This window comes from Ancylobacter polymorphus (genome assembly GCF_030813495.1).
Classification (GTDB): domain Bacteria; phylum Pseudomonadota; class Alphaproteobacteria; order Rhizobiales; family Xanthobacteraceae; genus Ancylobacter; species Ancylobacter polymorphus.
Map to the genome: position 1 here is coordinate 119,630 of NZ_JAUSUI010000004.1, position 23,332 is coordinate 142,961.

19 protein-coding genes and 1 riboswitch are annotated in these 23,332 nt (G+C 70.1%); of the genes, 14 read left to right on the plus strand and 5 right to left on the minus strand.

What is annotated here, in order from left to right; genetic code table 11:
• Window positions 1-34: 34 nt before the first annotated feature.
• The 4 genes from J2S75_RS10235 to cobU form a co-directional block, all read right to left on the minus strand.
• The gene (locus J2S75_RS10235) at window positions 35-1,525 is read right to left on the minus strand and encodes a cobyric acid synthase (protein WP_307019760.1); all 1,491 of its coding nucleotides are present in this window, start codon (window positions 1,523-1,525) and stop codon (window positions 35-37) included.
• Window positions 1,526-1,703: 178 nt separating this feature from the next.
• Window positions 1,704-1,928, minus strand: coding sequence for an NINE protein (locus J2S75_RS10240; RefSeq protein WP_244375471.1), 225 nt, complete (start codon window positions 1,926-1,928; stop codon window positions 1,704-1,706).
• Window positions 1,929-2,051: 123 nt separating this feature from the next.
• Window positions 2,052-2,672 carry a cob(I)yrinic acid a,c-diamide adenosyltransferase gene (cobO, locus tag J2S75_RS10245; protein WP_307019761.1) on the minus strand — a complete coding sequence of 207 codons (621 nt, stop codon included), beginning with the start codon at window positions 2,670-2,672 and terminating at the stop codon, window positions 2,052-2,054.
• The gene (cobU, locus tag J2S75_RS10250; protein ID WP_307019762.1) at window positions 2,669-3,214 is read right to left on the minus strand and encodes a bifunctional adenosylcobinamide kinase/adenosylcobinamide-phosphate guanylyltransferase; all 546 of its coding nucleotides are present in this window, start codon (window positions 3,212-3,214) and stop codon (window positions 2,669-2,671) included. The genes cobO and cobU overlap by 4 nt, the downstream gene beginning before the upstream one ends.
• A 377-nt stretch (window positions 3,215-3,591) precedes the next feature.
• Window positions 3,592-3,796, plus strand: a riboswitch (cobalamin riboswitch).
• Between the two features lie 115 nt (window positions 3,797-3,911).
• Here cobU and cobW point away from each other — a divergent pair.
• The 6 genes from cobW to J2S75_RS10280 all read left to right on the plus strand — a co-directional run bounded on the left by cobW (window position 3,912) and on the right by J2S75_RS10280 (window position 11,862).
• On the plus strand, window positions 3,912-4,973 hold the full coding sequence (gene cobW / locus J2S75_RS10255) for a cobalamin biosynthesis protein CobW (protein WP_307019764.1): 1,062 nt from the start codon (window positions 3,912-3,914) through the stop codon (window positions 4,971-4,973).
• A gap of 124 nt (window positions 4,974-5,097) precedes the next feature.
• Window positions 5,098-8,529, plus strand: coding sequence for a cobaltochelatase subunit CobN (gene cobN, locus J2S75_RS10260; RefSeq protein WP_307019765.1), 3,432 nt, complete (start codon window positions 5,098-5,100; stop codon window positions 8,527-8,529).
• Window positions 8,526-9,734 (plus strand): precorrin-3B synthase, encoded by a 1,209-nt coding sequence (gene cobG, locus J2S75_RS10265; RefSeq protein ID WP_307019766.1) that lies wholly within the window; start codon window positions 8,526-8,528, stop codon window positions 9,732-9,734. Before cobN ends, cobG begins: the two co-directional genes overlap by 4 nt.
• Window positions 9,735-10,370, plus strand: a complete 636-nt coding sequence (locus tag J2S75_RS10270) for a precorrin-8X methylmutase (RefSeq protein WP_307019767.1) — start codon at window positions 9,735-9,737, stop codon at window positions 10,368-10,370. It begins immediately after the preceding gene.
• Window positions 10,367-11,104: a precorrin-2 C(20)-methyltransferase gene (locus J2S75_RS10275; RefSeq protein ID WP_307019768.1), complete on the plus strand. Its 738-nt coding sequence runs from the start codon at window positions 10,367-10,369 to the stop codon at window positions 11,102-11,104. Before J2S75_RS10270 ends, J2S75_RS10275 begins: the two co-directional genes overlap by 4 nt.
• Window positions 11,101-11,862 carry a precorrin-3B C(17)-methyltransferase gene (locus J2S75_RS10280; RefSeq protein WP_307019769.1) on the plus strand — a complete coding sequence of 254 codons (762 nt, stop codon included), beginning with the start codon at window positions 11,101-11,103 and terminating at the stop codon, window positions 11,860-11,862. Before J2S75_RS10275 ends, J2S75_RS10280 begins: the two co-directional genes overlap by 4 nt.
• Here the strand turns inward: J2S75_RS10280 and J2S75_RS10285 are convergent.
• Complete coding sequence (locus J2S75_RS10285; protein ID WP_307019770.1) at window positions 11,832-12,635, minus strand: cobalt-precorrin-6A reductase; 804 nt, start codon at window positions 12,633-12,635, stop codon at window positions 11,832-11,834. The genes J2S75_RS10280 and J2S75_RS10285 overlap by 31 nt on opposite strands.
• Here J2S75_RS10285 and cbiE point away from each other — a divergent pair.
• From cbiE to glgC, 8 genes are all read left to right on the plus strand, one after another.
• Complete coding sequence (gene cbiE, locus J2S75_RS10290) at window positions 12,634-13,896, plus strand: precorrin-6y C5,15-methyltransferase (decarboxylating) subunit CbiE (protein ID WP_307019771.1); 1,263 nt, start codon at window positions 12,634-12,636, stop codon at window positions 13,894-13,896. The genes J2S75_RS10285 and cbiE overlap by 2 nt on opposite strands.
• Entirely contained in the window at window positions 13,893-14,291 is a 399-nt protein-coding gene (locus J2S75_RS10295) for a cobalamin biosynthesis protein (RefSeq protein ID WP_307019772.1), read from the plus strand. Before cbiE ends, J2S75_RS10295 begins: the two co-directional genes overlap by 4 nt.
• Window positions 14,288-15,046: a precorrin-4 C(11)-methyltransferase gene (gene cobM / locus J2S75_RS10300; protein ID WP_307019773.1), complete on the plus strand. Its 759-nt coding sequence runs from the start codon at window positions 14,288-14,290 to the stop codon at window positions 15,044-15,046. Before J2S75_RS10295 ends, cobM begins: the two co-directional genes overlap by 4 nt.
• A gap of 157 nt (window positions 15,047-15,203) precedes the next feature.
• Complete coding sequence (locus tag J2S75_RS10305; protein ID WP_307019774.1) at window positions 15,204-16,538, plus strand: cobyrinic acid a,c-diamide synthase CobB; 1,335 nt, start codon at window positions 15,204-15,206, stop codon at window positions 16,536-16,538.
• A complete protein-coding gene (locus tag J2S75_RS10310) occupies window positions 16,535-16,912 on the plus strand; it encodes a DUF423 domain-containing protein (protein WP_307019775.1) in 378 nt (125 codons plus the stop codon). Before J2S75_RS10305 ends, J2S75_RS10310 begins: the two co-directional genes overlap by 4 nt.
• Before the next feature lie 89 nt (window positions 16,913-17,001).
• Window positions 17,002-19,503, plus strand: coding sequence for a glycogen/starch/alpha-glucan phosphorylase (locus tag J2S75_RS10315; protein ID WP_307019776.1), 2,502 nt, complete (start codon window positions 17,002-17,004; stop codon window positions 19,501-19,503).
• A gap of 201 nt (window positions 19,504-19,704) precedes the next feature.
• Window positions 19,705-21,942 carry a 1,4-alpha-glucan branching protein GlgB gene (glgB, locus tag J2S75_RS10320; RefSeq protein WP_307019777.1) on the plus strand — a complete coding sequence of 746 codons (2,238 nt, stop codon included), beginning with the start codon at window positions 19,705-19,707 and terminating at the stop codon, window positions 21,940-21,942.
• 15 nt (window positions 21,943-21,957) lie between these two features.
• On the plus strand, window positions 21,958-23,226 hold the full coding sequence (gene glgC / locus J2S75_RS10325) for a glucose-1-phosphate adenylyltransferase (protein WP_307019778.1): 1,269 nt from the start codon (window positions 21,958-21,960) through the stop codon (window positions 23,224-23,226).
• Window positions 23,227-23,332: the final 106 nt, after the last annotated feature.

Genomic DNA, 23,332 nt, shown 5'->3' on the forward strand with positions numbered 1-23,332 from the left:
GGAATGCCGGGCTCCCGGTCACCGGGTGCCCGGGTCAAGCCCGGGCATGAGGGAAGGTGGTTGCGATGTCCAGCAGCCGGTCGAGATCGATATGGCGTTCCAGATGCGCGGCCAGCGCGTCGAGCGTCGCCTCGACGCCGGCCTCATAGTCGAGCCCGCTCGGCGGCGCGCCGAGCGTTGTGAGCCAGTGGGCGCGCTGGCGGTCGTCGGCGAACAGGCCGTGGGCATAGGTGCCCATCACCCGCCCATCCCCGGAGACCGCGCCTTCCGGCCCGGCGCCGTCGATCTGCGCGAAGGATCGGGCGCGGCCGGGGCCCTCCGTCACGCCCATATGCATTTCATAGCCGGAGAACGGCACGCCGCCGGCGGTGCCGGTGACGGCCACCAGCCGCTTTTCACCTGAGAGCACCGTGTCGACCTCCAGAAGGCCGAGGCCGGCAACGGTGCCGGGCGGGCCTTCGATCCCGTCGGGGTCCGAGAGGCTGCGCCCCAGCATCTGGTAGCCGCCGCACAGGCCGAGCACCCGCCCGCCACGCCTGATATGCGCGAAGAGGTCGATGTCCCAGCCCTCGCGACGGAAGTCTTGAAGGTCGGGGATGGTGGATTTCGAGCCCGGCAGCAGGACGAGCGCGGCATCGGCGGGCAGAGGCGTGCCGGGGCGCACGCGCACCACCTCGATGCCGGGCTCGGCCTCCAGCGGGTCGAGATCGTCGAAATTGGCGATGCGCGGCAGCAGCGGCACGGCGATTTTCACCCGCGCCCCCGGCTTGGGCAAAGCGGCGGCATCAAGCGCCAGCGCGTCCTCCGCCGGCAGGCGGCGGGCGTCGGTGAAGAAGGGGATGAGGCCGAGCGCTTCCCAGCCGGTGCGGGCGGCGATCGCCTCCATGCCGGCGGCGAAGAGGGCCGGGTCGCCGCGAAAGCGGTTGACGAGAAAACCGCTTATCATCGCCGCGTCGTCCTCCGGCAGCACCGCCTTGGTGCCGACCAGGCTGGCGATGACGCCGCCGCGGTCGATGTCGCCGATGAGGATGACGGGCACCTGCGCGGCGCGGGCGAAGCCCATATTGGCGATGTCATTGGCGCGCAGATTGATTTCCGATGCCGAGCCGGCGCCTTCCACCAGCACGAGGTCGGCCTCATGGCGCAGACGCTCATAGCTGTCCAGCACGGCTGCCATGAGGGCGGGTTTGAGCGTCTGGTAATCCGCCGCCTTCGCCGTGCCCTGCGCCCGGCCCTGCACGATGACCTGCGCGCCGATCTCGCTCTGCGGTTTGAGCAATACAGGGTTCATATGGACGGAGGGCGCGACGCGCGCGGCGCGGGCCTGCAGCGCCTGTGCGCGGCCGATCTCGCCGCCATCGGGCGTGACGGCGGCGTTGTTCGACATGTTCTGCGGCTTGAACGGGCGCACGATGAGCCCGCGCCGGGTGAAGGCGCGGGCGAGGCCGGCGACGATGAGCGACTTGCCGACATCCGAGCCGGTGCCCTGGAACATGAGGGCGAGCGGAGAACGAGCGGCGGTCATGCACCCTCTCCCCGTCGGGGAGAGCGGCCTCGGGGCCGATGAGCCGGGAACTCCCTCACCGGCCCGCTGCGCGGGCCACCTCTCCCCCATGGGGAGAGGAAAGAAAGGCCCGCAACAGGAAGGCTCGCACACGTCGTGGATCCCCGGGTCGAGCCCGGGGATGAGGGGGCGGCCGGCCTCAGCCGCGCCTTGCTTCGAGATAGTCGACGCGGCGTTCCAGATTGGCCTCCCGTACCATGCCGGGGATGAGGAACAGGTCGATGATCTGCCCGATGCCGAGCAGGCCGACCGTCAACAGCCACAGGGCGCCGGTCCAGTAGCGGCCGGTATAGAAGCGCTGGATGCCGCACACGCCGATCAGGCCGAAGCACCAGAACAGATAGGCGATGGGGGTGGAACGCATCGAAGCGTTTCTCCATGAAAGAACCACGCCGCAACAGCCGGCGTCGGCTTTCACATAGGAATGCCGTTGCGCAATTGCGAGATCGCCGCCACGGCCCGCGTGCCGATTTCGATCGGTCGCGCATCAGAATTCGATGCCCTTCTGTGCCTTCACCCCGGCTTTGAAATGGTGCTTCACCAGCCCCATCTCGGTGACAAGGTCGGCGGCCTCGATCAGCTCCGCCTTGGCGTTGCGGCCGGTGACGACGATGTGCAGCCCCGCGCGGCGGGCGCTGAGCGTCGCCACCACCTCGGCCAGCGGCAGGTAGTCGTAGCGCAGGGCGATGTTCAGCTCGTCCAGAATGACCAGCCCGAAGGCGGGGTCGTCCATCATCTCCCGCGCCTTGTCCCAGGCGCGGCGGGCGGAAGCGATGTCGCGGGCGAGGTCCTGCGTCTCCCAGGTGAAGCCCTCGCCCATGGAATGCCATTCCACCCGCGCGCCGAAGCTTTCCAGCGCCCGGCGCTCGCCGGAATCCCACGCGCCCTTGATGAACTGGACGACGCCGACCTTTGCCCCGTCCGGCTGGCCGAGCGTGCGCAGAGCAAGGCCGAAGGCGGCGGTGGACTTGCCCTTGCCGGGGCCGGTATGGACGAGCAGAAGGCCCTTTTCGACGGTCTTTTCCGCCACTTCCGCGTCCTGCACCGCCTTGCGCTTTTCCATCTTGGCGCGGTGGCGGGCGGCGTCCTCGGGGGAAATCTCGCTCATGCGGCGCTTCCTTTCACGTAAAGCGGCAGGCCGGCGACGGTGAAGACCACACGCTCGGCGCGGGCGGCGACCATCTGGTTGAGCCGGCCCTGCGCGTCGCGGAACCGGCGGGCCAGCGCATTGTCCGGCACGATGGAGAGGCCGACCTCGTTGGAGACGGCCACAATCGGCCCGTCATGGGCGGCGAGCGCCTCCACCAGCGCGGCGGACTCCGTGGCAAGGTCGGCTTGCCCCAGCAGCCGGTTGGACAGCCAGAGGGTGAGGCAGTCCACCAGCACCGGCCGGCCGGGCGGCAGCGCCTTGAGCGCTCCGGCGAGGTCGTGCGGGGCGTCCAGCGTCTGCCAGCCTTCCGCGCGGCGGGCGCGGTGCTCGCCGATGCGCTCGGCCATCTCCGTGTCCCAGGCCTGTGCGGTGGCGATGTAGCACCAGGGGGGCGGCAGGGCGGTGACGAGGCCTTCGGCATAGGCGCTCTTGCCCGAACGCGCGCCGCCGAGAACGAGGGTCAGGGCCCGGCTCACGGGTGAGCCATTGCGAGGAGGCATTGCAGATCAAGGCCCATATCGGGCGCGCGGGCGCGGTCGATGGTAGTCATTGCGAACTCCAAGGGTCCTCTACATTGCTATGTATTTCACGGCAATTGATGCCCACAATCGCGTCAGCATCCATAACTTGGGAACGGAAAAATGCCGGTCGCTGGAGATGTGAATCCTCTGCATCAAAGATTGCGCGAAAAGACCAGCGCCCGCGGCAATCATCGCTTTGCCCATCTATGGGTACTCGAGTGCACGAAATGCGGCACCGTCTATGGCTCAAACAGTTGCGATTTTCACATTCGCCGCTGTCCTGCCTGTCAGGGAGGAAGTGAGGGGCCATCCCTCGGGGCGTAGCGCTTTATTTGACATTCCTCCGGCGCGCTCCTTTAGTGGCCGCGACCGTCGGTTTCCTCCCGCCAGGGAGGGACGAAGAGGGAATGCGGTGCGGGGCTTTCGGGCCCCAATTCCGCGGCTGCCCCCGCAACTGTAAGCGGCGAGCCTCAGCCGGAAGCCACTGGAGACCTCTCCGGGAAGGCGGCGACGAGGCGGCGACCCGCGAGCCAGGAGACCTGCCGGCGGTCCGGTCGTGCGTGCCGGCGGGGTGCCCGGCAGACAGGCTGAGCCGTGCTGAGGCGCGCGGCTTCGCGCGGGGTTTCCTCCCCGCGACCGACGCATCCCACGATTCCCTTGCCCGTGGAGATGCCGCATGACCACCGATTCCCGCACCGCCCTCGACCGGGTTCCCTGCACCATCGTCACCGGCTTTCTCGGCTCGGGGAAAACGACGCTGATCCGCCATGTGCTGGAGAATGCGCGCGGCAAGAGGCTGGCGGTCATCGTCAACGAGTTCGGCGATGTCGGTATCGACGGCGAAATCCTCAAAGGCTGCGGCATCGACACCTGCCCGGAGGAGAACATCGTCGAACTCGCCAATGGCTGCATCTGTTGCACCGTGGCGGATGATTTCGTGCCCGCGCTCGACGCGATTCTCGCGCGCACGCCCAAGGTCGATCACATCCTGATCGAGACCTCCGGCCTCGCTCTGCCCAAGCCCCTGGTGCAGGCATTCCACTGGCCGGCGATCAAGAGCCGGGTGACGGTGGACGGCGTGGTGGCGGTGGTGGATGGCGAGGCGCTGGCCTCCGGCCGCGTCGCCCATGACCACGACGCGCTCGCCGCCCAGCGCGCCGCCGATGACAGCCTCGACCATGACGACCCGATCGAGGAAGTGTTCGACGACCAGATCGCCTGCGCCGATCTCGTCCTCCTGACCAAGGCCGACCTGATCGATGACGCCGGCCAGGCCAAGGCCCGCGCCGCGCTCGACGCCGAGCTGCCCAAGGGGGTGCGGGTGGTGAGCGTGACCGAGGGGCGGATCGATCCGGCGCTGCTGATGGGCCTCGGCATCGGCACCGAGAACGACATCGAGAACCGCAAGACGCATCACGATGACGAACTCGACCATGACCATGACGATTTCGACAGCTTCGTCGTCGAAGTGCCTGAAATCACCGACCCGGCGGAGTTTTCCGCACGGGTGGCGCGGGCGGCGGACGAGGCCGACGTGCTGCGGGTGAAGGGCTTCCTGCCCGTCGCCGGCAAGTCGATGCGCTTGCTGGTGCAGGCGGTCGGCCCGCGCGTGGCGCATCATTTCGACCGCCCCTGGGGCGAGGGCGCGCGCACCGGACGCCTCGTCGCCATCGGGCTGAAGGGGCTGGACCGGGCGAAGGTGGAAGCGATCCTCGCCGGGGCGAGCGTGGCGGCGTGAGCCTTCCGTCATCCCGGACGGCCGCGAGGCCGATCCGGGATCGCCGGCCGGAATGAACGGCAACCGATCCCGGCCCGGCGCTGTGCGTCGGCCGGGATGACGATTTCAGGAGACCCGCCTCCCCATGCACATTCTCGCCACCAGCTCCTCCAGCCTCGACGATCTCGTCGAGCCGGTCGATCTCGGCCAGACGCCGGGCGAGGTGGTGGTGGTGTCCTTTGCCGACAGCGATCTCGGCGCGCTCGCCGCCGCCATGGCGCGGGCGCAGGAGCGGGGCGAGGACCTAGGCGAGGAGCTGCCCAGCCTGCGCCTCGCCAATCTGCGCGATCTGCGCCACCCGATGTCGGTGGATCTGTGGATCGACAAGGTGGGGACCCGAGCCCGCATCGTGGTGGTGCGGCTGCTCGGCGGGCTCGACTGGTGGCGCTATGGCGTCGAGCGGCTCAGCGCCGAGGCGCGGGCGCGCGGCTTCACGCTCGCCGTGCTGCCGGGCGAGGACCGCGACGACCCGCGCCTTGCCGAGGCCTCCACCCTGAGCGAGGCGGAACTGGGCGCGCTGCTCGGCTATTTCCGCGCCGGCGGGCCGGGAAATATGGGCGCGCTGCTGCGGCTGCTCGCGACTTATGCGGGGAGGGCGATGGCCCCGCCGCCGCCGGCGCCGCAGAACCTGCCGCTGGCGGGGTTTTATGAGGGGAGCGGGGCATGGGCACATCTTGCCGACATTCCGCCGCGCGCTCCCCGCTCTCGCCCCCTCATGGCCGGGCTTGACCCGGCCACCCAGGGGCCGCGCCTCGCGACCTCGGAAACGCTGGGTCCCCGGGTCAAGCCCGGGGATGATGGCATCTCACTTTTGGAGGCTGCCCGCCCCGCCATCCCCGTCATCTTCTACCGCTCCATGGCGCTGGCGGGCGATACCGCGCCGGTGGAGGCCCTGTGTGCGGCGCTTCGCGCATGCGGGCTCGACCCTCGGCCGATCTATGTTGCCAGCCTGAAGGAGCCGACCTCCATCGCCTTCCTGAAGGCGGCGCTGGCGGAGATGGACCCGGCCGCCATCCTCACCCTGACCGCCTTCGCCGCCGCCGATCCCGGCGAGGCGACGGTGCTCGACGCGCCCGGCGTGCCGGTGCTGCAGGCGATTATCGGCACCACCAGCCGCGCCGGCTGGACGGAGGGGGTGCGGGGGCTGACCAGCGCCGATCTCGCCATGCATGTCGTGCTGCCGGAACTCGACGGGCGGGTGCTGGCCGGCGCGCTTTCCTTCAAGGCGCCGCAGGAAACGCCCGCCGTGCCCGGCTTCGCCGCGCTGGTGAACGCGCCGGTGCCCGACCGGGTGGCGCAGGTGGCGGAGCGCGTCTCTCGCCTGGTGCGGCTGCGGCAGACCCCGCGCGGCGAGCGCCGCGTCGCCGTGCTGATGCCGGATTATGCCGGCGCCCCCGGCCGCACCGGCTGGGCGGTGGGTCTCGACGTGCCGGCGAGCGTAATGGCGCTGCTGGCGGATTTGCGGGATGCCGGTTATCGGGTGGAGGATGTGCCGGGCGATGAGAAAGCGCTGGTGGCGGCGGTGAGGGGCGGGCGCTTCGCGCAGGACGGCGTTCTCTCGCTCGCCGCCTATCGCGCCCATCTCGCCACCCTGCCGTCCGAGGCCGTCGCCGCTGTCGAGGCCGCCTGGGGAGCGCCGGAGGACGACCCGGAGCTGATCGACGGCGCCTTCCATTTCCGTGCCGCCCGCTTCGGCAACGTCACCGTGGCGCTGGCGCCGGAGCGCGGCGATGCGGCGGACCGGCGGGCGCAGTATCATGATCCCGCCCTGCCGCCGCGCCACGGGCTCGTCGCCTTCGGCCTGTGGCTGCAGCAGAACGCCGACGCGCTGGTGCATATGGGCGCGCATGGCACGCTGGAATGGCTGCCCGGCAAGCATGTGGCGCTCACCCGCGCCTGTTTCCCCGAAATCGTGCTCGGCGCCCTGCCGGTGGCCTACCCCTTCATCGTCTCCAATCCCGGCGAGGCGGCGCAGGCCAAGCGGCGCATCGCGGCGGTAACGCTCGGCCATCTGCCGCCGCCGACGCAGGAGGCCGGCCTCGCCGGCGACGCCGCCGCGCTGGAGCGGCTGGTGGATGAATATGCTGAGGCCGATGGGCTCGACCGCCGCCGCCGCGAACGCCTCGCCCGGCTGATCGTCGAAGAGGCGACCCGCACCGGTTTTGCCCGCGACGCCGGGCTGAACACGGATGCCGACCCGGAGGAGGCCCTCAGGCAGATCGACGCCTTTCTCTGCGACATCAAGGAGATGCGGCTGAAGGACGGCTTCCATGTCTATGGTCGCGGCCCCTGCGGGGAGGCCGAGCGCGACGGGCTGCTGGCGGCGCTGGACGCCCGCCGCGTGCCTGCCGGCCCGGCCGGCGCGCCGGGGCGCGGGCGGACGGACGTGATGCCGACCGGGCGGAACCTGTTCACCAGCGATCCCCGCGCCTTGCCGACCGCGACCGCGATGGATATCGGCCGGATGGCGGCGGACGAGATCGTGCGCGCCTATGCGCAGGCGCATGGCGACTGGCCGCGTTCGCTCGTGCTCGACCTCTGGGGCAGCGCGACGCTGCGCACCGGCGGCGAGGAGATCGCGCAAGGCTTGGCGCTGATCGGCGCCCGGCCGGTGTGGGACCCGGGTTCGGGCCGCGTCACCGGCATCGAGGTGCTGCCGCCGGCCGTGCTGGGGCGTCCGCGCGTCGATGTCACCTTTCGCATATCGGGCCTGTTCCGCGACCTGTTCCCGGCGCAGATCGCGCTCCTCGACGCCGCGCTCCGGGCGGTGGCGCGGCGCGAGGAGAGCGAGGAGGAAAACCCGCTGCGCGCGGCGGGCGAAGATGCGGCGCGCATTTTCGGCAGCGCGCCGGGGGCCTATGGCGCCGGGCTGGAACGCCGGGGCGACGGGGTGGAGCGGGAGGCGCTGGCGGACGCCTATCTCGCCAGCGCCTCTTATGCCTATGGCGGGGCGGAAGGCGCGGGCCGGGCGACGGGCGATTTCGCGGCGCGGGTGGCCGCGGCGGATATGCTGGTGCACGGCGCCGACGATCCCGGCCGTGACCTGCTGGAGGGCGACGCCGACCTCGCCTTTATCGGCGGTTTCGCGGCGGCGGCGGAAAAGCTCGGCCGCGCACCGGACCTCGTGGTGCTCGACATCTCCGATCCCGCCCGACCGACGGCCCGCCCTCTGGCGGCGGCGCTGGCGCGGATCGTGCGCGGGCGGGTGAACCCGCGCTACCTGCAAGGGCTGACCCGCCACGGCCCGCGCGGGGCGGCGGAGATGGCGGAGACGGTGGACCGGCTGATCGGCTTCGCCGAGGCGACGCGCGCGGTGCCCGGCCATCTGATCGACGCGCTGCACGGCGCCTATGTCGGCGACGCCGGGATGCGCGAATTCCTGATGGAGGCTTCGCCCGAGGCGGCGCGCTTCATCGCCGCCCGGTTCGACGGTGCGCGCGACAAGGGGCTCTGGCACCCGCGCCGCAACGATGTCGGCGCCGATCTCGCGCAACTCGCGGGGGAGGCGGCGGAATGAGCGCGCGCCTCTCCCTGCGCCGGGGCGCCTGCCCCAGCCTGCCGGAACCGATGCAAACCGGCGACGGGCTGCTGGCGCGGCTGCAACCTCTGGCACCGCTCAGCCTGGACCAGCTCGCCGGGCTGGCGCGGCTGGCGGTGGAGCGCGGCAATGGCGTTCTTGAGGTGACGGCACGCGGCAAGCTGCAATTGCGCGGGCTGACGCCCGCCACCGCGCCGGGTCTTCCCGAGGCGGTGGCGGCGCTCGGCATCGAGGTGCCGCAGGGCTTTCCGGTGGAGGTGAGCGCGCTGGCCGGGCGGGACCCTTTGCAGCGCGTCGACCCGCGCCCGCTGACGCGGGCGATCAGTGACGGCGCGGCGCCGCTGGTGCCGCATCTGGCGCCGAAAGCCTCTGTCGTGGTGGATGGCGGCGGGCTGTTCCGGCTCGGTGGGCTGAAGGCGGATATCGCGGTGAGCGCCGGGGAAAGGGGGCTGTCCCTCGCGCTGGCCGGCACGCCGCTCGGCGAGGTGACGCCGCACCAAGCGGCGGCGGTGGTCATCGCGCTGCTGCAGCGGTTGGCGGTGCGCGGCCCGGCGGCGCGGATGGCGGAGCTTGTGGCGGCGGAGGGCATGGAGAGCCTGCGCGCCGAATTCGGCCTCGCCCCGCCCGTCGCCGCATCGGGGGAGGGTGTCGACCCGGTGGGGTTGCATCGGCTCAGCGACGGAAGCGTCGCGCTCGGAATCGGCCTCGCCTTCGGGCAGATCCGGGCGGCGGTGCTGGACGAACTCGTCGCGGCGGCGCGCCGGGCCGGGGTTGCCCATGCCGAACCGGCCGCCGGGCGGGCGCTGCTGCTGGTCGGGCTCGCGCCCGAGGCGGCGCCGGCTCTGCGCGAGGCGGCGGCCGGGCTCGACCTGCTCACCGATCCCGAAGATCCGCGCCGGCGGGTCTATGCCTGCGCCGGGCAGCCGGCCTGCGCCTCCGCGCAGCTCGACACCCATGAACTCGCGGCGACGCTGGTGCCGCTGCTGGGCGGGCGCGATCTCCATGTGTCCGGCTGTCCGAAGGGCTGCGCCCACCCTGCAAAAGCGGCGCTGACCATCGTGGGGCTGGACGAAGGGGCGGGTCTCGTGGTCGAAGGCACGCCGCGTGCCATGCCGGCGCGCCTCGTGCCCGTTGCGCAGCTGCGAGAGGCGGTGCAGGAGCTGTTGCAGAAGGATCTGGCCTGAGTGTCCACCCCGTTCGACTATGAGCGCGACGGCAATGCGATCTATGAGCGCTCCTTCGCCATCATCCGCGAGGAGGCCGAGCTTGGCCGCTTCACGCCTGACGAGGCGGATGTGGCGGTACGGATGATCCATGCCTGCGGGCTGGTGGAAGCCGCCTTCGCCATCGATTTCGCGCCCGATCTGGTGCGCGCCGCCCGCAACGCGCTCAAGGCCGGCGCGCCGATCCTGTGCGACGCGCAGATGGTGGCGCATGGCGTCACCCGCGCCCGGCTGCCGGCGAAGAATGACGTTATCTGCACCCTGCGCGATCCCGACGTGCCCGCTCTCGCCGAGCGGCTCGGCACCACCCGTTCCGCCGCCGCGCTGGAACTGTGGCGCGACCATATGGAAGGCGCGGTCATCGCCATCGGCAATGCCCCGACCGCGCTGTTCCGCCTCTTGGAAATGCTCGATGCCGGTGCGCCGAAGCCTGCGGCGATTCTGGGGATCCCGGTCGGCTTTGTCGGCGCGGCGGAATCCAAGGACGCGCTGGCGCTGGGCGAGCATGGCGTGCCGTGGCTGGTGGTGCGCGGAAGGCTCGGGGGCAGCGCCATGACGGCGGCGGCGGTGAACGCGCTGGCGAGGCCGGGCCTATGAGCGAGATCGCGCAGGGGCGGCTGATCGGTGTCGGCGTCGGGCCGGGCGACCCGGAACTGATGACGCTGAAGGCGGTGCGGGCGCTGGGCGCCGCGGATGTGGTCGCCTATTTCGCCAAGCTCGGCAATAACAGCCATGCCCGCGCCATCGCCCACCCGCATTTCCGCGCCGGGGCGGAGGAACTGCCGCTCGGCTATCCCGTGACCACGGAAATGCCGAAGGACGAGGCGCCCTATCGCACGGCGATAACAGGCTTCTATGAGGAGGCCGCGCAGGCGGTGGCGGCGCATCTGCAAGCCGGGCGCACCGTGGCGGTGCTCTCGGAAGGCGATCCGCTGTTCTACGGCTCCTACATGCATCTGCATGTGCGGCTGGCGCACCTTTATCCGACCGAGGTCATCGCCGGCGTCACCGGCATGTCGGGCTGCTGGTCGCAGGCGGGAACGCCGATCGCGCAGGGCGACGATGTGCTCAGCATTCTGCCGGGCACGCTCTCCGAGGCGGAACTCGCGCGCCGGCTCAAAGGCACGGATGCGGCTGTTATCATGAAGGTGGGGCGCAATTTGCCGAAGATCCGCCGGGCGCTGGCGGTTGCCGGACGGCTGGAGCGGGCGCTCTATGTCGAGCGCGGCACGATGACGGGCAGCCTGTGCGAAAAGCTGGCGACGCGCGGGGATGCGCCCGCGCCCTATTTCGCCATCGTGCTGGTGCCGGGCTGGGAGATTCGGGCATGAGCAAGGGCAGATTGTTCGTCATCGGCCTCGGCCCGGGCGAGGCGCGCTTCCTCACCCCGGAGGCGAGCGCGGCGCTCAGCGCGGCCGAGGCGCTCTATGGCTACGAGCCCTATCTCGCCCGCGTGCCGGTGCGCGAGGGGCAGGCGCGCCACCCCTCCGACAATCGCGAGGAACTGGTGCGTGCCGGCGCGGCGCTGGCCCATGCCGCCTCGGGCGCCACGGTGGCGATGGTCTCGGGCGGCGATCCCGGCGTGTTCGCCATGGCGGCGGCGGTGATCGAGGCGATCGAGGCCGGGCCGGATGAATGGCGGGCGCTCGATCTCGCCATCGTGCCTGGTATCACCGCCATGCTGGCGGTGGCGGCGAAATGCGGCGCGCCGCTGGGCCATGATTTCTGCGCCATTTCGCTCTCGGACAACCTGAAGCCCTGGGAGCTGATCGAGAAGCGGCTGCGTCTGGCGGCGCAGGCCGGCTTCGCCATGGCGTTCTACAACCCGGTGTCGAAAGCCCGCCCGCACCAGCTCGACACCGCCTTCGAGATTTTGCGCGCCGAGCTGCCGGCGAGCGTGCCGGTCATTTTCGGCCGTGCGGTGGGGCGGCCGGACGAGCGGATGCGGGTGGTGCCGCTGGCCAACGCACGCGGGCATATGGCCGACATGGCGACCTGCATCATCGTCGGCTCGCCGGAGACGCGGCTGGTGGAACGCCCCGGCCTGCCGGCGCTGGTCTACACGCCGCGCCGCGCCGGGGACGATTGATGCAGGCGGCGTTCCAGCCAGTCCAGCACCCGTTCCACGCTGTCGACCGTCTCCACCGGCGGGCGGACCGGGCGGGCGACCATCACCACCTCGATACCCAGCGCGCGGGCGGCTTTGATCTTGCCATAGGTCGCTTCCCCACCGCTGTTCTTGGACAGGATGGCGTCGATGCGGTGGGCGTTGAGCAGCGCGTGCTCGTCGGCCTCCGGGAAAGGGCCGCGCGCCTCGATATAGCGCGCCTGCGGCAGGGCGAGCGGCGGGTCGACGGGGTCGATGCTGCGCACGAGATAAGAATGTTGCGGCGCGGCCTCCAGCGCGCGCACCTCATTGCGGCCGAGAGCGACCAGCACCCGGCGCGGGGCGGGGCCGAGCTTTTCCACCGCTTCGGGAATGCTGGCGGCGCCGGTCCAGAGGTCGCCCGGCTGGCGCTGCCATGGCTGGCGCAGCAAGGCGATGAGCGGCACGCCGGCGCGGTGCGCGGCCTCAGCGGCGTTGTGCGACATGGTGGCGGCGAAGGGATGGGTGGCGTCGATCAGCGCGTCGATGGGCTCGGCTTTCAGATAGGCTTCGAGTCCCTCCACGCCGCCGAAGCCGCCCGAGCGGGTGGGGGCGTCCGAGGGGAGCGGGTTGCGCGTACGCCCGGCAAGGGACAGGCTGAGCGCGAATCCCCCGCGCGCCTGCAACGCCGTGGCGAGTTCGCGGGCCTCAGCGGTGCCGCCGAGGATGAGCAGGCGCGGGACGCCAGCCTCCCGGCTCTTATCGGAAGCATTCATGCCCGGCAGTGAAACCATCGCCTCCGCCGCGTCAACCGCTGACGACCGCTGGCTCACCCTTGTCGGCATCGGCGAGGATGGGCTGGCGGGCCTTTCCCCCGCCGCGCGGGTGGCGGTGGAGGCAGCGGAGATCGTGTTCGGCGGCGCGCGGCATCTGGCGCTCGCCGGCGATGCGGTGAAGGGTGAGGCGCGGGTCTGGCCGAGCCCGTTCGCGCGCGGCATCGACGCCGTGCTGGCGCTGCGCGGGCGGAATGTGTGCGTCCTCGCTTCCGGCGATCCGTTCCTGCATGGCGTCGGCGCCACGCTGGCGCGCCATGTGCCGGCAGAGGAGATGCGGGTCTTTCCCGCGCCCTCCGCCTATAGTCTCGCCTGCGCCCGGCTGGGCTGGCCGCTGGCGGACGTGACCTGCCTCACCGTGCATGGCCGCTCGCTCGATCTGGTGCGGGCGCATCTGCATCCCGGCCGCCGGCTGCTGGTGCTGACCTCCGACGCCGCCGGGCCGGGCGAGATCGCGCGCCTGCTGGTGGAAAGCGGCTTTGGCGGCTCCCACCTCACCGTGCTGGAAGCGCTGGGCGGCCCGCGCGAGCGGGTGCGCCGCACCGTGGCCGAAGGCTTCGCCCTCGATGATATCGATCCGCTGAATCTTGTCGCCGTCGAGGTGGCGGCGGGGGAGGGCGCGCGCATCCTGGCCCGCGCGCCGGGCCTGCCGGACGCGCTGTTCGCGCATGACGGGCAATTGACCAAGCGCGAGATCCGCGCGGTGACGCTGTCCGCCCTCGCGCCCCGCCGGGGGGAGCTTCTATGGGACATCGGCGCCGGGGCCGGTTCGGTCGGCATCGAATGGATGCTGGCCGACCCCTCGCTCGCCGCCATCGGCATTGAGGAGCACCCGGAGCGGGCGGCACGGGCGCGGCGCAATGCGGCCGCGCTCGGCGTGCCGGGGCTGGAGATCGTCGAGGGTCGGGCACCCGAGGCGCTTTCCGGCCTGCCGGCGCCGGACGCCATCTTCCTCGGCGGCGGGGCGGGCGATGAAGGCGTGATGGACGCCGCGCTGGCCGCGCTCAAGCCCGGGGGGCGGCTGGTCGCCAATGCGGTGACGCTGGAGACCGAGGCGCTGCTCATTGCCCGCCATGCGGCGCTGGGGGGAGACCTTACACGCCTCTCCATCGCCCGCGCGGTGCCGGTGGGCGGGCTCACCGGCTGGCGACCGGCGATGCCGGTGACGCAATGGAGCTGGGTGAAGCCGGGAGGCGCGCCGTGATCGTCGCCGGTGTCGGCAGCCGGCGGGGCGTCACCTCGGAGGAGGTGTGCGCCGCCGTGCGCGGGGCGATGGAGCGCCACGGCGTGAAGCTGTGCGACATCTCGCTGATGGCGACCCCGGCGGCGAAGGGCAGCGAGGCCGGCATCATCAAGGCGGCGCTCGATCTCGGCCTGTTGCTGGTCATGGTGCCGCAGCGCCAGCTGGAAGCGGCGGGTACGCGGGCGATGACCCATTCCGACCGCGTCGTGGCGCTGATGGGCGTTCCCTCGGTAGCGGAAGCCTCGGCGCTGGCGGTGGCCGGGCGGCGCTCGACGCTGATCGGGCCGCGCTTCGTGCTCGGGCCGGTGACCTGCGCCTTTGCGCGCGAGGCGGAGAAGGGGGCGCAGACGCCATGACCGTGCATTTCATCGGCGCCGGGCCCGGCGCGGCCGATCTGATGACGCTGCGCGGGCGCGACCTCATCGCCCGCTGCAAGGTGTGTCTCTATGCCGGCTCGATCGTGCCGCCGGAGGTGCTGGCCTGGTGCCCGGCGGGCGCGCGGATCGTCGATACCGCCCCGCTCTCGCTCGACGACATCGAGGCCGAGTTCGTCGCGGCGCAGGCGTTGGGGCACGATGTGGCGCGGCTGCACTCGGGCGATCTGTCGATCTATTCGGCGCTGGCCGAGCAGATCCGGCGGCTGGAAAAGCACGGCATCGCCTACACGCTCACCCCCGGCGTGCCGGCCTTCGCGGCGGCGAGCGCGGTGCTGGGGCGGGAATTCACCGTGCCGGGGTTGGCGCAGAGCCTCGTCATCACCCGCGTTTCCGGCCGCGCTTCGGCGATGCCGGCAGGCGAGACGCTGGCGGCCTTCGGCGCCACTGGAGCGACGCTCGCCATCCATCTCGCCATTCACGCGCTTGAACAGGTGGTCGAAGAGCTGGCGCCGCTCTACGGGTCGGATTGCCCCGTCGCCGTGGTGGTGGAGGCGAGCCGGCCGGGCGAGCGGGTGATCCGTGGCACGCTGGGCGATATCGTCGCGCAGGTGGCAGCGGCGCCGGTGGAGCGCACCGCGCTCATCCTGGTCGGCCGGGCGCTGGCGCCGGAGGATTTCCGCGAGAGCGCGCTCTATGACGCCGCCTATCAGCGTCGCTTCCGGGGGCGGGAATGAGGGGGGCGGGCGAGCCTTTTCCTCTCCCCGTCGGGGAGAGGTGGCCCGCGCAGCGGGCCGGTGAGGGGGGAGACGGCTGCCGCGCTCTACTTCCCCTCACCCCAACCCTCTCCCCGTCGGGGAGAGGGAGCGGCGGCGTTTGCGCCGGAGCCGCCGCATGACCGCCCGCGCCTTCATCATCGCCGCGCCGCGCTCCGGCTCGGGCAAGACCACGGTGACGCTCGGCGTGGCGGCGGCGCTGCGCGCGCGGGGCGTGCGGGTGCGGGTGGCGAAGTCCGGCCCGGACTATATCGACCCCGCTTTCCACGCCGCCGCCACCGGGCGGCCGGGGCTCAACCTCGACAGTTTCGCCATGCCGCCCGCCCTCATCGACGCGCTGGCGGCGGAGGTGGGGCAAGCGGCGGACACGGTCATCATCGAAGCCTCCATGGGGCTGTTCGACGGCATCGAGGGCGAGACGGGGCGCAGCGGCGCGGCGGCGGACCTCGCCGCCCGGCTCGGCCTGCCTGTCGTGCTGGTGCTCGACATATCCGGCCAGTCGCAATCGGCCGCGGCCGTGGTGCGCGGCTTTGCCGGCCATGACCCGCGTGTTCGCATCGCCGGGGTGATCCTCAACCAGGTGGCGAGCGAGCGGCACCGGGCGCAGGCCAGCACGGCCATCGAGGCGCTCGGCCTCCCCGTTCTCGGCAGCCTGCCGCGCGACGGGGCGGTGCGGCTGCCCGAGCGCCATCTCGGTCTCGTGCAGGCGGAGGAGCACCCCGCGCTCGCGGCGCAATTGGCGGCGCTGGCGGAACGGGCGGAGAAGCACATCGACCTCGACGCGCTCTGTGCTCTGGGGGCTCCGGTGAACCCGGCCGGCCCGGCGCCGGTGGCGCTCGCGCCGCCCGGCCAGCGCATCGCCCTGGCGCGCGATGTCGCCTTTTCCTTCGCCTATGAGCATGTGATGGCCGGCTGGCGTCGGGCGGGGGCGGAAATCCTGCCGTTTTCCCCGCTCGCCGACGAGGCGCCCGCCGACCATGCCGATGCCTGCTGGCTGCCCGGCGGCTATCCCGAACTGCATGGGGAAAGGCTCGCGCAAGCCTTCCGCTTTCTCGATGGGGTGCGGGCCTTTGCCCGCACCCGGCCGGTGCACGGCGAATGCGGGGGCTTCATGGTGCTGGGCGAAGCGATCGAGGACGCGGAGGGCAAGGTCCACCCGATGCTCGGCCTGCTCGGCCACGCCACCAGCTTCGCCCGCCGCCGGCTCAATCTCGGCTATCGCCGCGCGGTGACGCTCGCCGCCTCGGCGCTGGGGCCGGCGGGGACAAGGCTGCGCGGCCACGAATTCCATTATGCCAGCGTCACACAAGCCGGCGACGATGCGCCGCTGGTCGCGCTGAGCGATGGTCGGGGTATGGACATGGGTCCTTCAGGAAGCCGCCGGGGGCGCGTTTCGGGAACCTTCTTCCACGTCATCGCCACGGACGGCCAGTCAAGCGGAGCCGAGCCATGAACGCCTTTCGCCGTTTCCTCGTTTTTGTCGCCGGCCTGATGGGCGCGGCCGGGGTGGCCGCGGCGGCGGCAGGCGCGCATGTGAACGCCGCCCCGAATTTGACCACGGCCGCCACCTTCCTCATGCTGGGGGCGAGTGCGGTGGTGGGAGGCTGCGCCCTGGCCGCACTGCGCGGTCCGGGCTGGTCCTTCGCCAGCGTCGGCGCCGGTATCATCGCGCTGGGCACGGTGCTGTTCAGCGGGACGCTGGCGCTGCGAGCGCTTTGGGATATCGCGGTTTTTCCTATGGCCGCGCCGATCGGCGGTACTATGCTCATCCTCGGATGGCTGGTGCTCGCCCTGGCCGCGCTGCAAAGGGAACCCCGCGCCGGCTGAGTTGGCCAAAAGGTTGCATCCGGCAGGGGTGAGATACGCGGCCTTTCCCGTTTCACGCGGGGTGGCCGCAACGGGAGCACAAGCTGCACATGTCAGTCGAGGTCGAAGAGAAGATGCTGGACACGCCGGAGACACCCGCCCGCACCCTTTCCGCGCAGGGCGACGAGGTCGCCAAGTTCCGTGCCGCGGTGATCTCGAAGCTCACCTATGCGGTGGGCAAGAACCCCGCCGCCGCGAGCGACCGCGACTGGTTTCTCGCCACCGCTTTCGCCACCCGCGACCGCATCGTCGACCGCTGGATCACCTCCACCCGCCAGACCTATTCGGAAGGGCGCAAGCGGGTTTACTATCTCTCGCTGGAATTCCTCATCGGCCGGCTTCTGTTCGACGCGCTGACCAATATCGAGATGCTGGAGACGGCGCGCTCGGCGCTGGGCGATCTCGGCGTCGATCTCGACCGGCTGCGCCAGGTGGAGCCGGACGCGGCGCTGGGCAATGGCGGCCTCGGCCGGCTCGCCGCCTGTTTCATGGACAGCATGGCGACCCTCTCCATCGCCGCCTATGGCTATGGCATCCGCTACGAGAACGGCCTGTTCCGCCAGATGATCAAGAATGGCTGGCAGCAGGAATATCCCGAGGACTGGCTGTCCTTCGGCAACCCCTGGGAGTTCGAGCGGCCGGAGGTTTATTACGACATCGGCTTCGGCGGCTCGGTCGAGTCGGTGGCGATGGGCGGCGACCGCAAGAAGCAGGTCTGGCATCCCGCCGAGACGGTGGAGGCGGTCGCCTATGACACGCCCATCGTCGGCTGGCGCGGGCGGCATGTGAACACGCTGCGCCTGTGGTCGGCCCGCGCGGCCGATCCGATCCGGCTCGACGCCTTCAACCAGGGCGACCATGTCGGCGCGCTGGTGAACCAGGTGAAGGCCGAGGCGATCTCCAAGGTGCTCTACCCCTCCGACGCCACGCCGGCGGGGCAGGAACTGCGGCTGCGGCAGGAATATTTCTTCACCGCCGCCTCGCTGCACGACCTGATCCGCCGCCATGTCGACAGCTTCGGCGATGTGCGCTCGCTGCCCGACAAGGTGGCGATCCAGCTCAACGACACCCACCCCGCCATCGCGGTGGCGGAGCTGATGCGGGTGCTGATCGACGAGAACGACATCGAATTCGACGAAGCGTTCGACATCACGGTGCGGACCATCTCCTACACCAACCACACCCTGCTGCCGGAGGCGCTGGAGACGTGGCCGGTGCCGCTGATGGAGCGGGTGCTGCCGCGCCACATGCAGATCATCTACCTGCTCAACGCCAAGCATCTGGAGCGGGTGCGCACGCAGTTCCCCGGCGACGACGCGCTGCTCGGCTCGGTGTCGCTGATCCAGGAAGACCATGGCCGGCGCGTGCGCATGGGCAATCTCGCCTTCCTCGGCTCGCACTCGATCAACGGTGTCGCGGCGCTGCACAGCGACCTGATGACGACGACGGTGTTCAAGGATTTCTACCGTCTGTTCCCCGAGCGGATGAACAACAAGACCAACGGCATCACCTTCCGCCGCTGGCTCTACCAGGCCAATCCGGGGCTCACCAACCTCTTGGTGGATGTGTGCGGGCCGGCGGTGCTGGACGACGCGACCCAGCTGAAGACGCTGGAAGCGGTCGCCGGCGATTCCTCGCTGCACGACCGGCTGATGGCGGTGCGGCGGCAGAACAAGGTGGCGCTGGCCCGGCTGATCCGCGACCGGCTGGACATCAAGGTCAACCCCGGCGCGCTGTTCGACGTGCAGATCAAGCGCATCCACGAATATAAGCGCCAGCTGCTGAACGTGCTGGAGACCATCGCGCTCTATGACGCAATGCGCGCCAATCCGGCGCGCAATTGGGCGCCGCGGGTCAAGATCTTCTCCGGCAAAGCGGCGGCGAGCTACCAGATGGCCAAGCTCATCATCAAGCTGGCCAATGACGTGGCCAAGGTGGTCAATGACGACCCGACGGTGAAGGACCTGCTCAAGGTCGTGTTCCTGCCGAACTACAATGTCTCGCTCGCCGAGGTGGTGATCCCGGCGGCGGACCTGTCGGAGCAGATCTCCACCGCCGGCATGGAAGCCTCCGGCACCGGCAACATGAAGATGGCGCTCAACGGCGCGCTGACCATCGGCACGCTCGACGGCGCCAATGTCGAGATCAAGCAGCATGTCGGCGACGACAACATCTTCATCTTCGGCCTCACCGCCGATGAGGTGGAGCAGCGTCGCGCCGCCGGTGTCGACGAGGCGGGCTCGATCCGCAATTCGCAGCATCTCGGCGAGGTGCTGGACGCGGTCGGCTCCGGCGTGTTCTCCCCGGACGAGCCGGACCGCTTCAAGCCGCTGGTCGACGCGCTGCGCTACCACGACTATTTCCTGGTGACGACCGACTTCGACGCCTATTGGGACGCCCAGCGCAAGGTCGATGCGCGCTGGAACAACCGGGCGGCATGGTGGACCTCAAGCGCCATCAACACCGCCAATATGGGCTGGTTCTCCTCCGACCGGACCATCTCCGAATACGCCACGGACATCTGGAACGTGCCGGTTCGCCCGGTTCGCTGACGCTGCCGGCCGCCGGGTTCCGCCCGGCGGCCTTCCTGCGGCCTTCCCGCAGTGGCCCGCCGGCCGCACCCTGTTGGCCCGCCATTAACCTGATGCCGCGACGAGTGGCTGCGACCTGTGGACTTTGTGTTGGCGGTAGAGGAACCTTCACTGCGCGCGGGGCTTGTCCCCGGTGTTTCGGCTCAGGAAGGGTTGGCAGTGATGCAGGCATGGCAGGCACCCGCACGGGAGGTCGACGCTCTCGTCGCAGGCCGCCATCACGACCCCTTCGCGCTGCTGGGTCCGCACCAGACCGAGCACGGGCTGGTGCTGCGCGCCTTCGTGCCGGATGCGCAGACGCTGGACGCGATCGAGCCCGACGGCGCGGTGTTCGCCGCCTTCGAACCCCGCCACCCGGCCGGCTTCTTCGAGGTGCTGGTGCCCGACCGCCCCGCCTGGGCGCGCTACCGCCTGCGCGCCCGCAATGAGGGCGGGACGTGGGAACTCGACGATCCCTATTCCTTTCCGCCGGTGCTCGGCCCGCTCGACGACCATCTGCTGGTCGAGGGCACGCATCGCACGCTGTATGAGCGGCTGGGCGCGCATCCCGACGCGCATGAAGGCGTCGAAGGCGTGCGCTTCGCCGTCTGGGCGCCAAATGCCGCGCGCGTCTCGGTGGTGGGCGACTTCAACCGCTGGGACGGGCGCCGCCATCAGATGCGCAAGCGCGTCGACAGCGGGTTGTGGGAGATCTTCGCCCCCGGCGTCGCGGAGGGAGCGATCTACAAATATGAGATCGTCGCCGCCGACGGCCGGCTGCTGCCGCTGAAAGCCGATCCGTTCGGCTTTGCCGGCGAGTTCCGCCCGGCGACGGGCTCGGTGGTGGCGCGCACCGACAATTTCGCGTGGGGCGACGACGCCCATATCGCCGCCCGCGCCGAGGGGGAGGCGCGCCGCAAGCCGATGAGCACCTATGAGGTGCATCTCGGCTCCTGGCGGCGCGGCGAGGACAACCGCTTCCTCACCTATGACGAACTCGCCGACGAGCTGATCCCCTATGTGCAGTGGATGGGCTTCACCCATCTCGAATTGCTGCCGATTTCCGAGCACCCGCTCGACGCGTCCTGGGGCTACCAGCCGATCGGCCTGTTCGCGCCGACGAGCCGCTTCGGCGACCCCGCCGGCTTCGCCCGCTTCGTCGACAAGGCGCATGCGGCGGGGCTTTCGGTGATCCTCGACTGGGTGCCGGCGCATTTCCCCACCGACATTCACGGGCTGGCGCATTTCGACGGCGGCCCGCTCTATGAGCACCCCAACCCGCAGCGCGGCTTCCACCCGGACTGGAATACGGCGATCTACGACTTCGGCCGCCGCGAGGTCGCCAATATGCTGATCGCCAACGCGCTGTACTGGCTCGACCGTTTCCATGTCGACGGGCTGCGCGTGGATGCGGTGGCGTCGATGCTATACCTCGATTATTCGCGCAAGCACGGGGAATGGTCGCCCAACCCCGACGGCTCCAACGATAACAAGGACGCGGTGTCGTTCCTGCGCCGCGCCAACGAGATCATCTATGCCGAGCATCCCGGCACGGTGGTCATCGCCGAGGAATCCACCTCCTGGGCCGGTGTCTCGCAGCCCGTCTTCGCCGGCGGGCTCGGCTTCGGCTTCAAGTGGAACATGGGCTGGATGCACGACACGCTCGACTATATGTCGCTCGATCCGGTCTATCGCCCGTGGCACCACAACCGGGTGACCTTCGGCATCACCTATGCCTTCTCCGAGAATTTCGTGCTGCCGCTCTCCCATGACGAGGTGGTGCATGGAAAGGGCACCATCCTCTCGCGCATGCCCGGCGACGACTGGCAGCAATTCGCCAATATGCGCGCCTGCTACGGCATGATGTGGGCCTATTCCGGCAAGAAGCTGCTGTTCATGGGCCAGGAATTCGCCCAGCGCCGGGAATGGAGCGAGGAGCGCTCGCTCGACTGGCATCTCGTCGGCATGGGGCCCTATCATCGCGGCATGCAGCTGCTGGTCCGCGACCTCAACCTCATCTACCGCGACACGCCCGCTTTGCATGTGCGCGACTGCGAGCCGGAGGGCTTCCGCTGGATCGTGGTGGACGACAGCGCGCAATCGGTGTTCGCCTGGGCGCGCTTCGGCGAGGATGACGACGCGCCTGTCGTGATGGTCGCCAACCTCACCCCCGTGCCGCGCCACGACTATCGCGTCGGCCTGCCGCGCGCGGGGCGCTGGCGCGAAATCCTCAACACCGACGCCGATCTCTATGGCGGCTCCGGCATGGGCAATCTCGGCGGCGCGGATGCCACCGAGGAGCCCGCGCATGGGCTGCCCGCCAGCGCGCGGCTGACCCTGCCGCCGCTCGCCACGCTGTATTTCAAATGGGAACCGGAAACGCGCGCCGCCGAACGCGATGAGCCGGAACAGAGTAACTGAGGGAGACCACGCGACATGGCACGGCCGACGCTACCCAACGCACCACTGGCCCGCTCCGCGATGGCCTATGTCCTTGCCGGCGGCCGCGGCAGCCGCCTGATGGAACTGACCGACCGCCGCGCCAAGCCGGCGGTCTATTTCGGCGGCAAGTCGCGCATCATCGACTTCACCCTGTCCAATGCCATCAATTCCGGCATCCGCCGCATCGGCGTCGCCACCCAGTATCAGGCGCACAGCCTGATCCGGCATATGCAGCGCGGCTGGAACTTCCTTCGCCATGAGCGGAACGAGAGCTTCGACGTGCTGCCCGCCAGCCAGCGCGTCTCGGAAACCATGTGGTATCTGGGAACGGCGGATGCGGTGTATCAGAACCTCGACATCATCGAGGCCTATGACACCCGCCACATCATCATTCTGGCGGGCGACCACGTCTACAAGCAGGATTACGAGATCATGCTGCAGCAGCACGTCGACTCGGGGGCCGACGTGACCGTCGGCTGCCTCGAAGTGCCGCGGCACGAGGCGAGCGCTTTCGGCGTGATGCATGTCGATGACCGGGACCGCATCATCTCCTTCCTGGAAAAGCCGAAGGACCCGCCGTCCATGCCCGGCCGGCCGGACAAGGCGCTGGCCTCGATGGGCATCTATGTCTTCGAGACCAAGTTCCTCATCGACCAGCTGCGCCGCGACGCCGCCGACCCGCTGTCGACGCATGATTTCGGCAAGGACATCATCCCCTATATCGTCAAGAACGGCACCGCCTCGGCGCACCATTTCTCGCGTTCCTGCGTGCGTTCCGACCAGGAGACGGCGCCCTATTGGCGCGATGTCGGCACGGTGGATGCCTATTGGGAGGCCAATATCGACCTCACCGGCGTGGTGCCGGAACTCGACCTCTACGACCGCGACTGGCCGATCTGGACCTATGCCGAGATCACCCCGCCGGCCAAGTTCGTGCATGACGACGAGGGCCGGCGCGGACAGGCGATTTCCTCGCTGGTGTCGGGCGGCTGCATCATCTCCGGCTCGTCGCTGCGCCGGGCGCTGCTGTTCACCGGCGTGCGGATCAACTCCTATGGGTCGATCGAGAACGGGGTGATCCTGCCCTATGTCGAGATCGGCCGCTCCGCCCGGCTGAAGAATGTGGTGATCGATTCGCATGTGCGCATTCCCGAGGGGCTCGTCGTCGGCGAGGACCCGGAGCTGGATGCCAAGCGCTTCCGCCGCACGGAAAAGGGCATCTGCCTCATCACCCAGCAGATGATCGACAAGCTGTCGGTCTAGGGGGCTCGCATCGGTCGGGTTGGGAAATCCGATCGACAAGAAGCTGCTTTACACTCAACCCGCGCCGGCGGTTCAGGCCGCCGGCGGCTTCGGTTTTAACGGCACA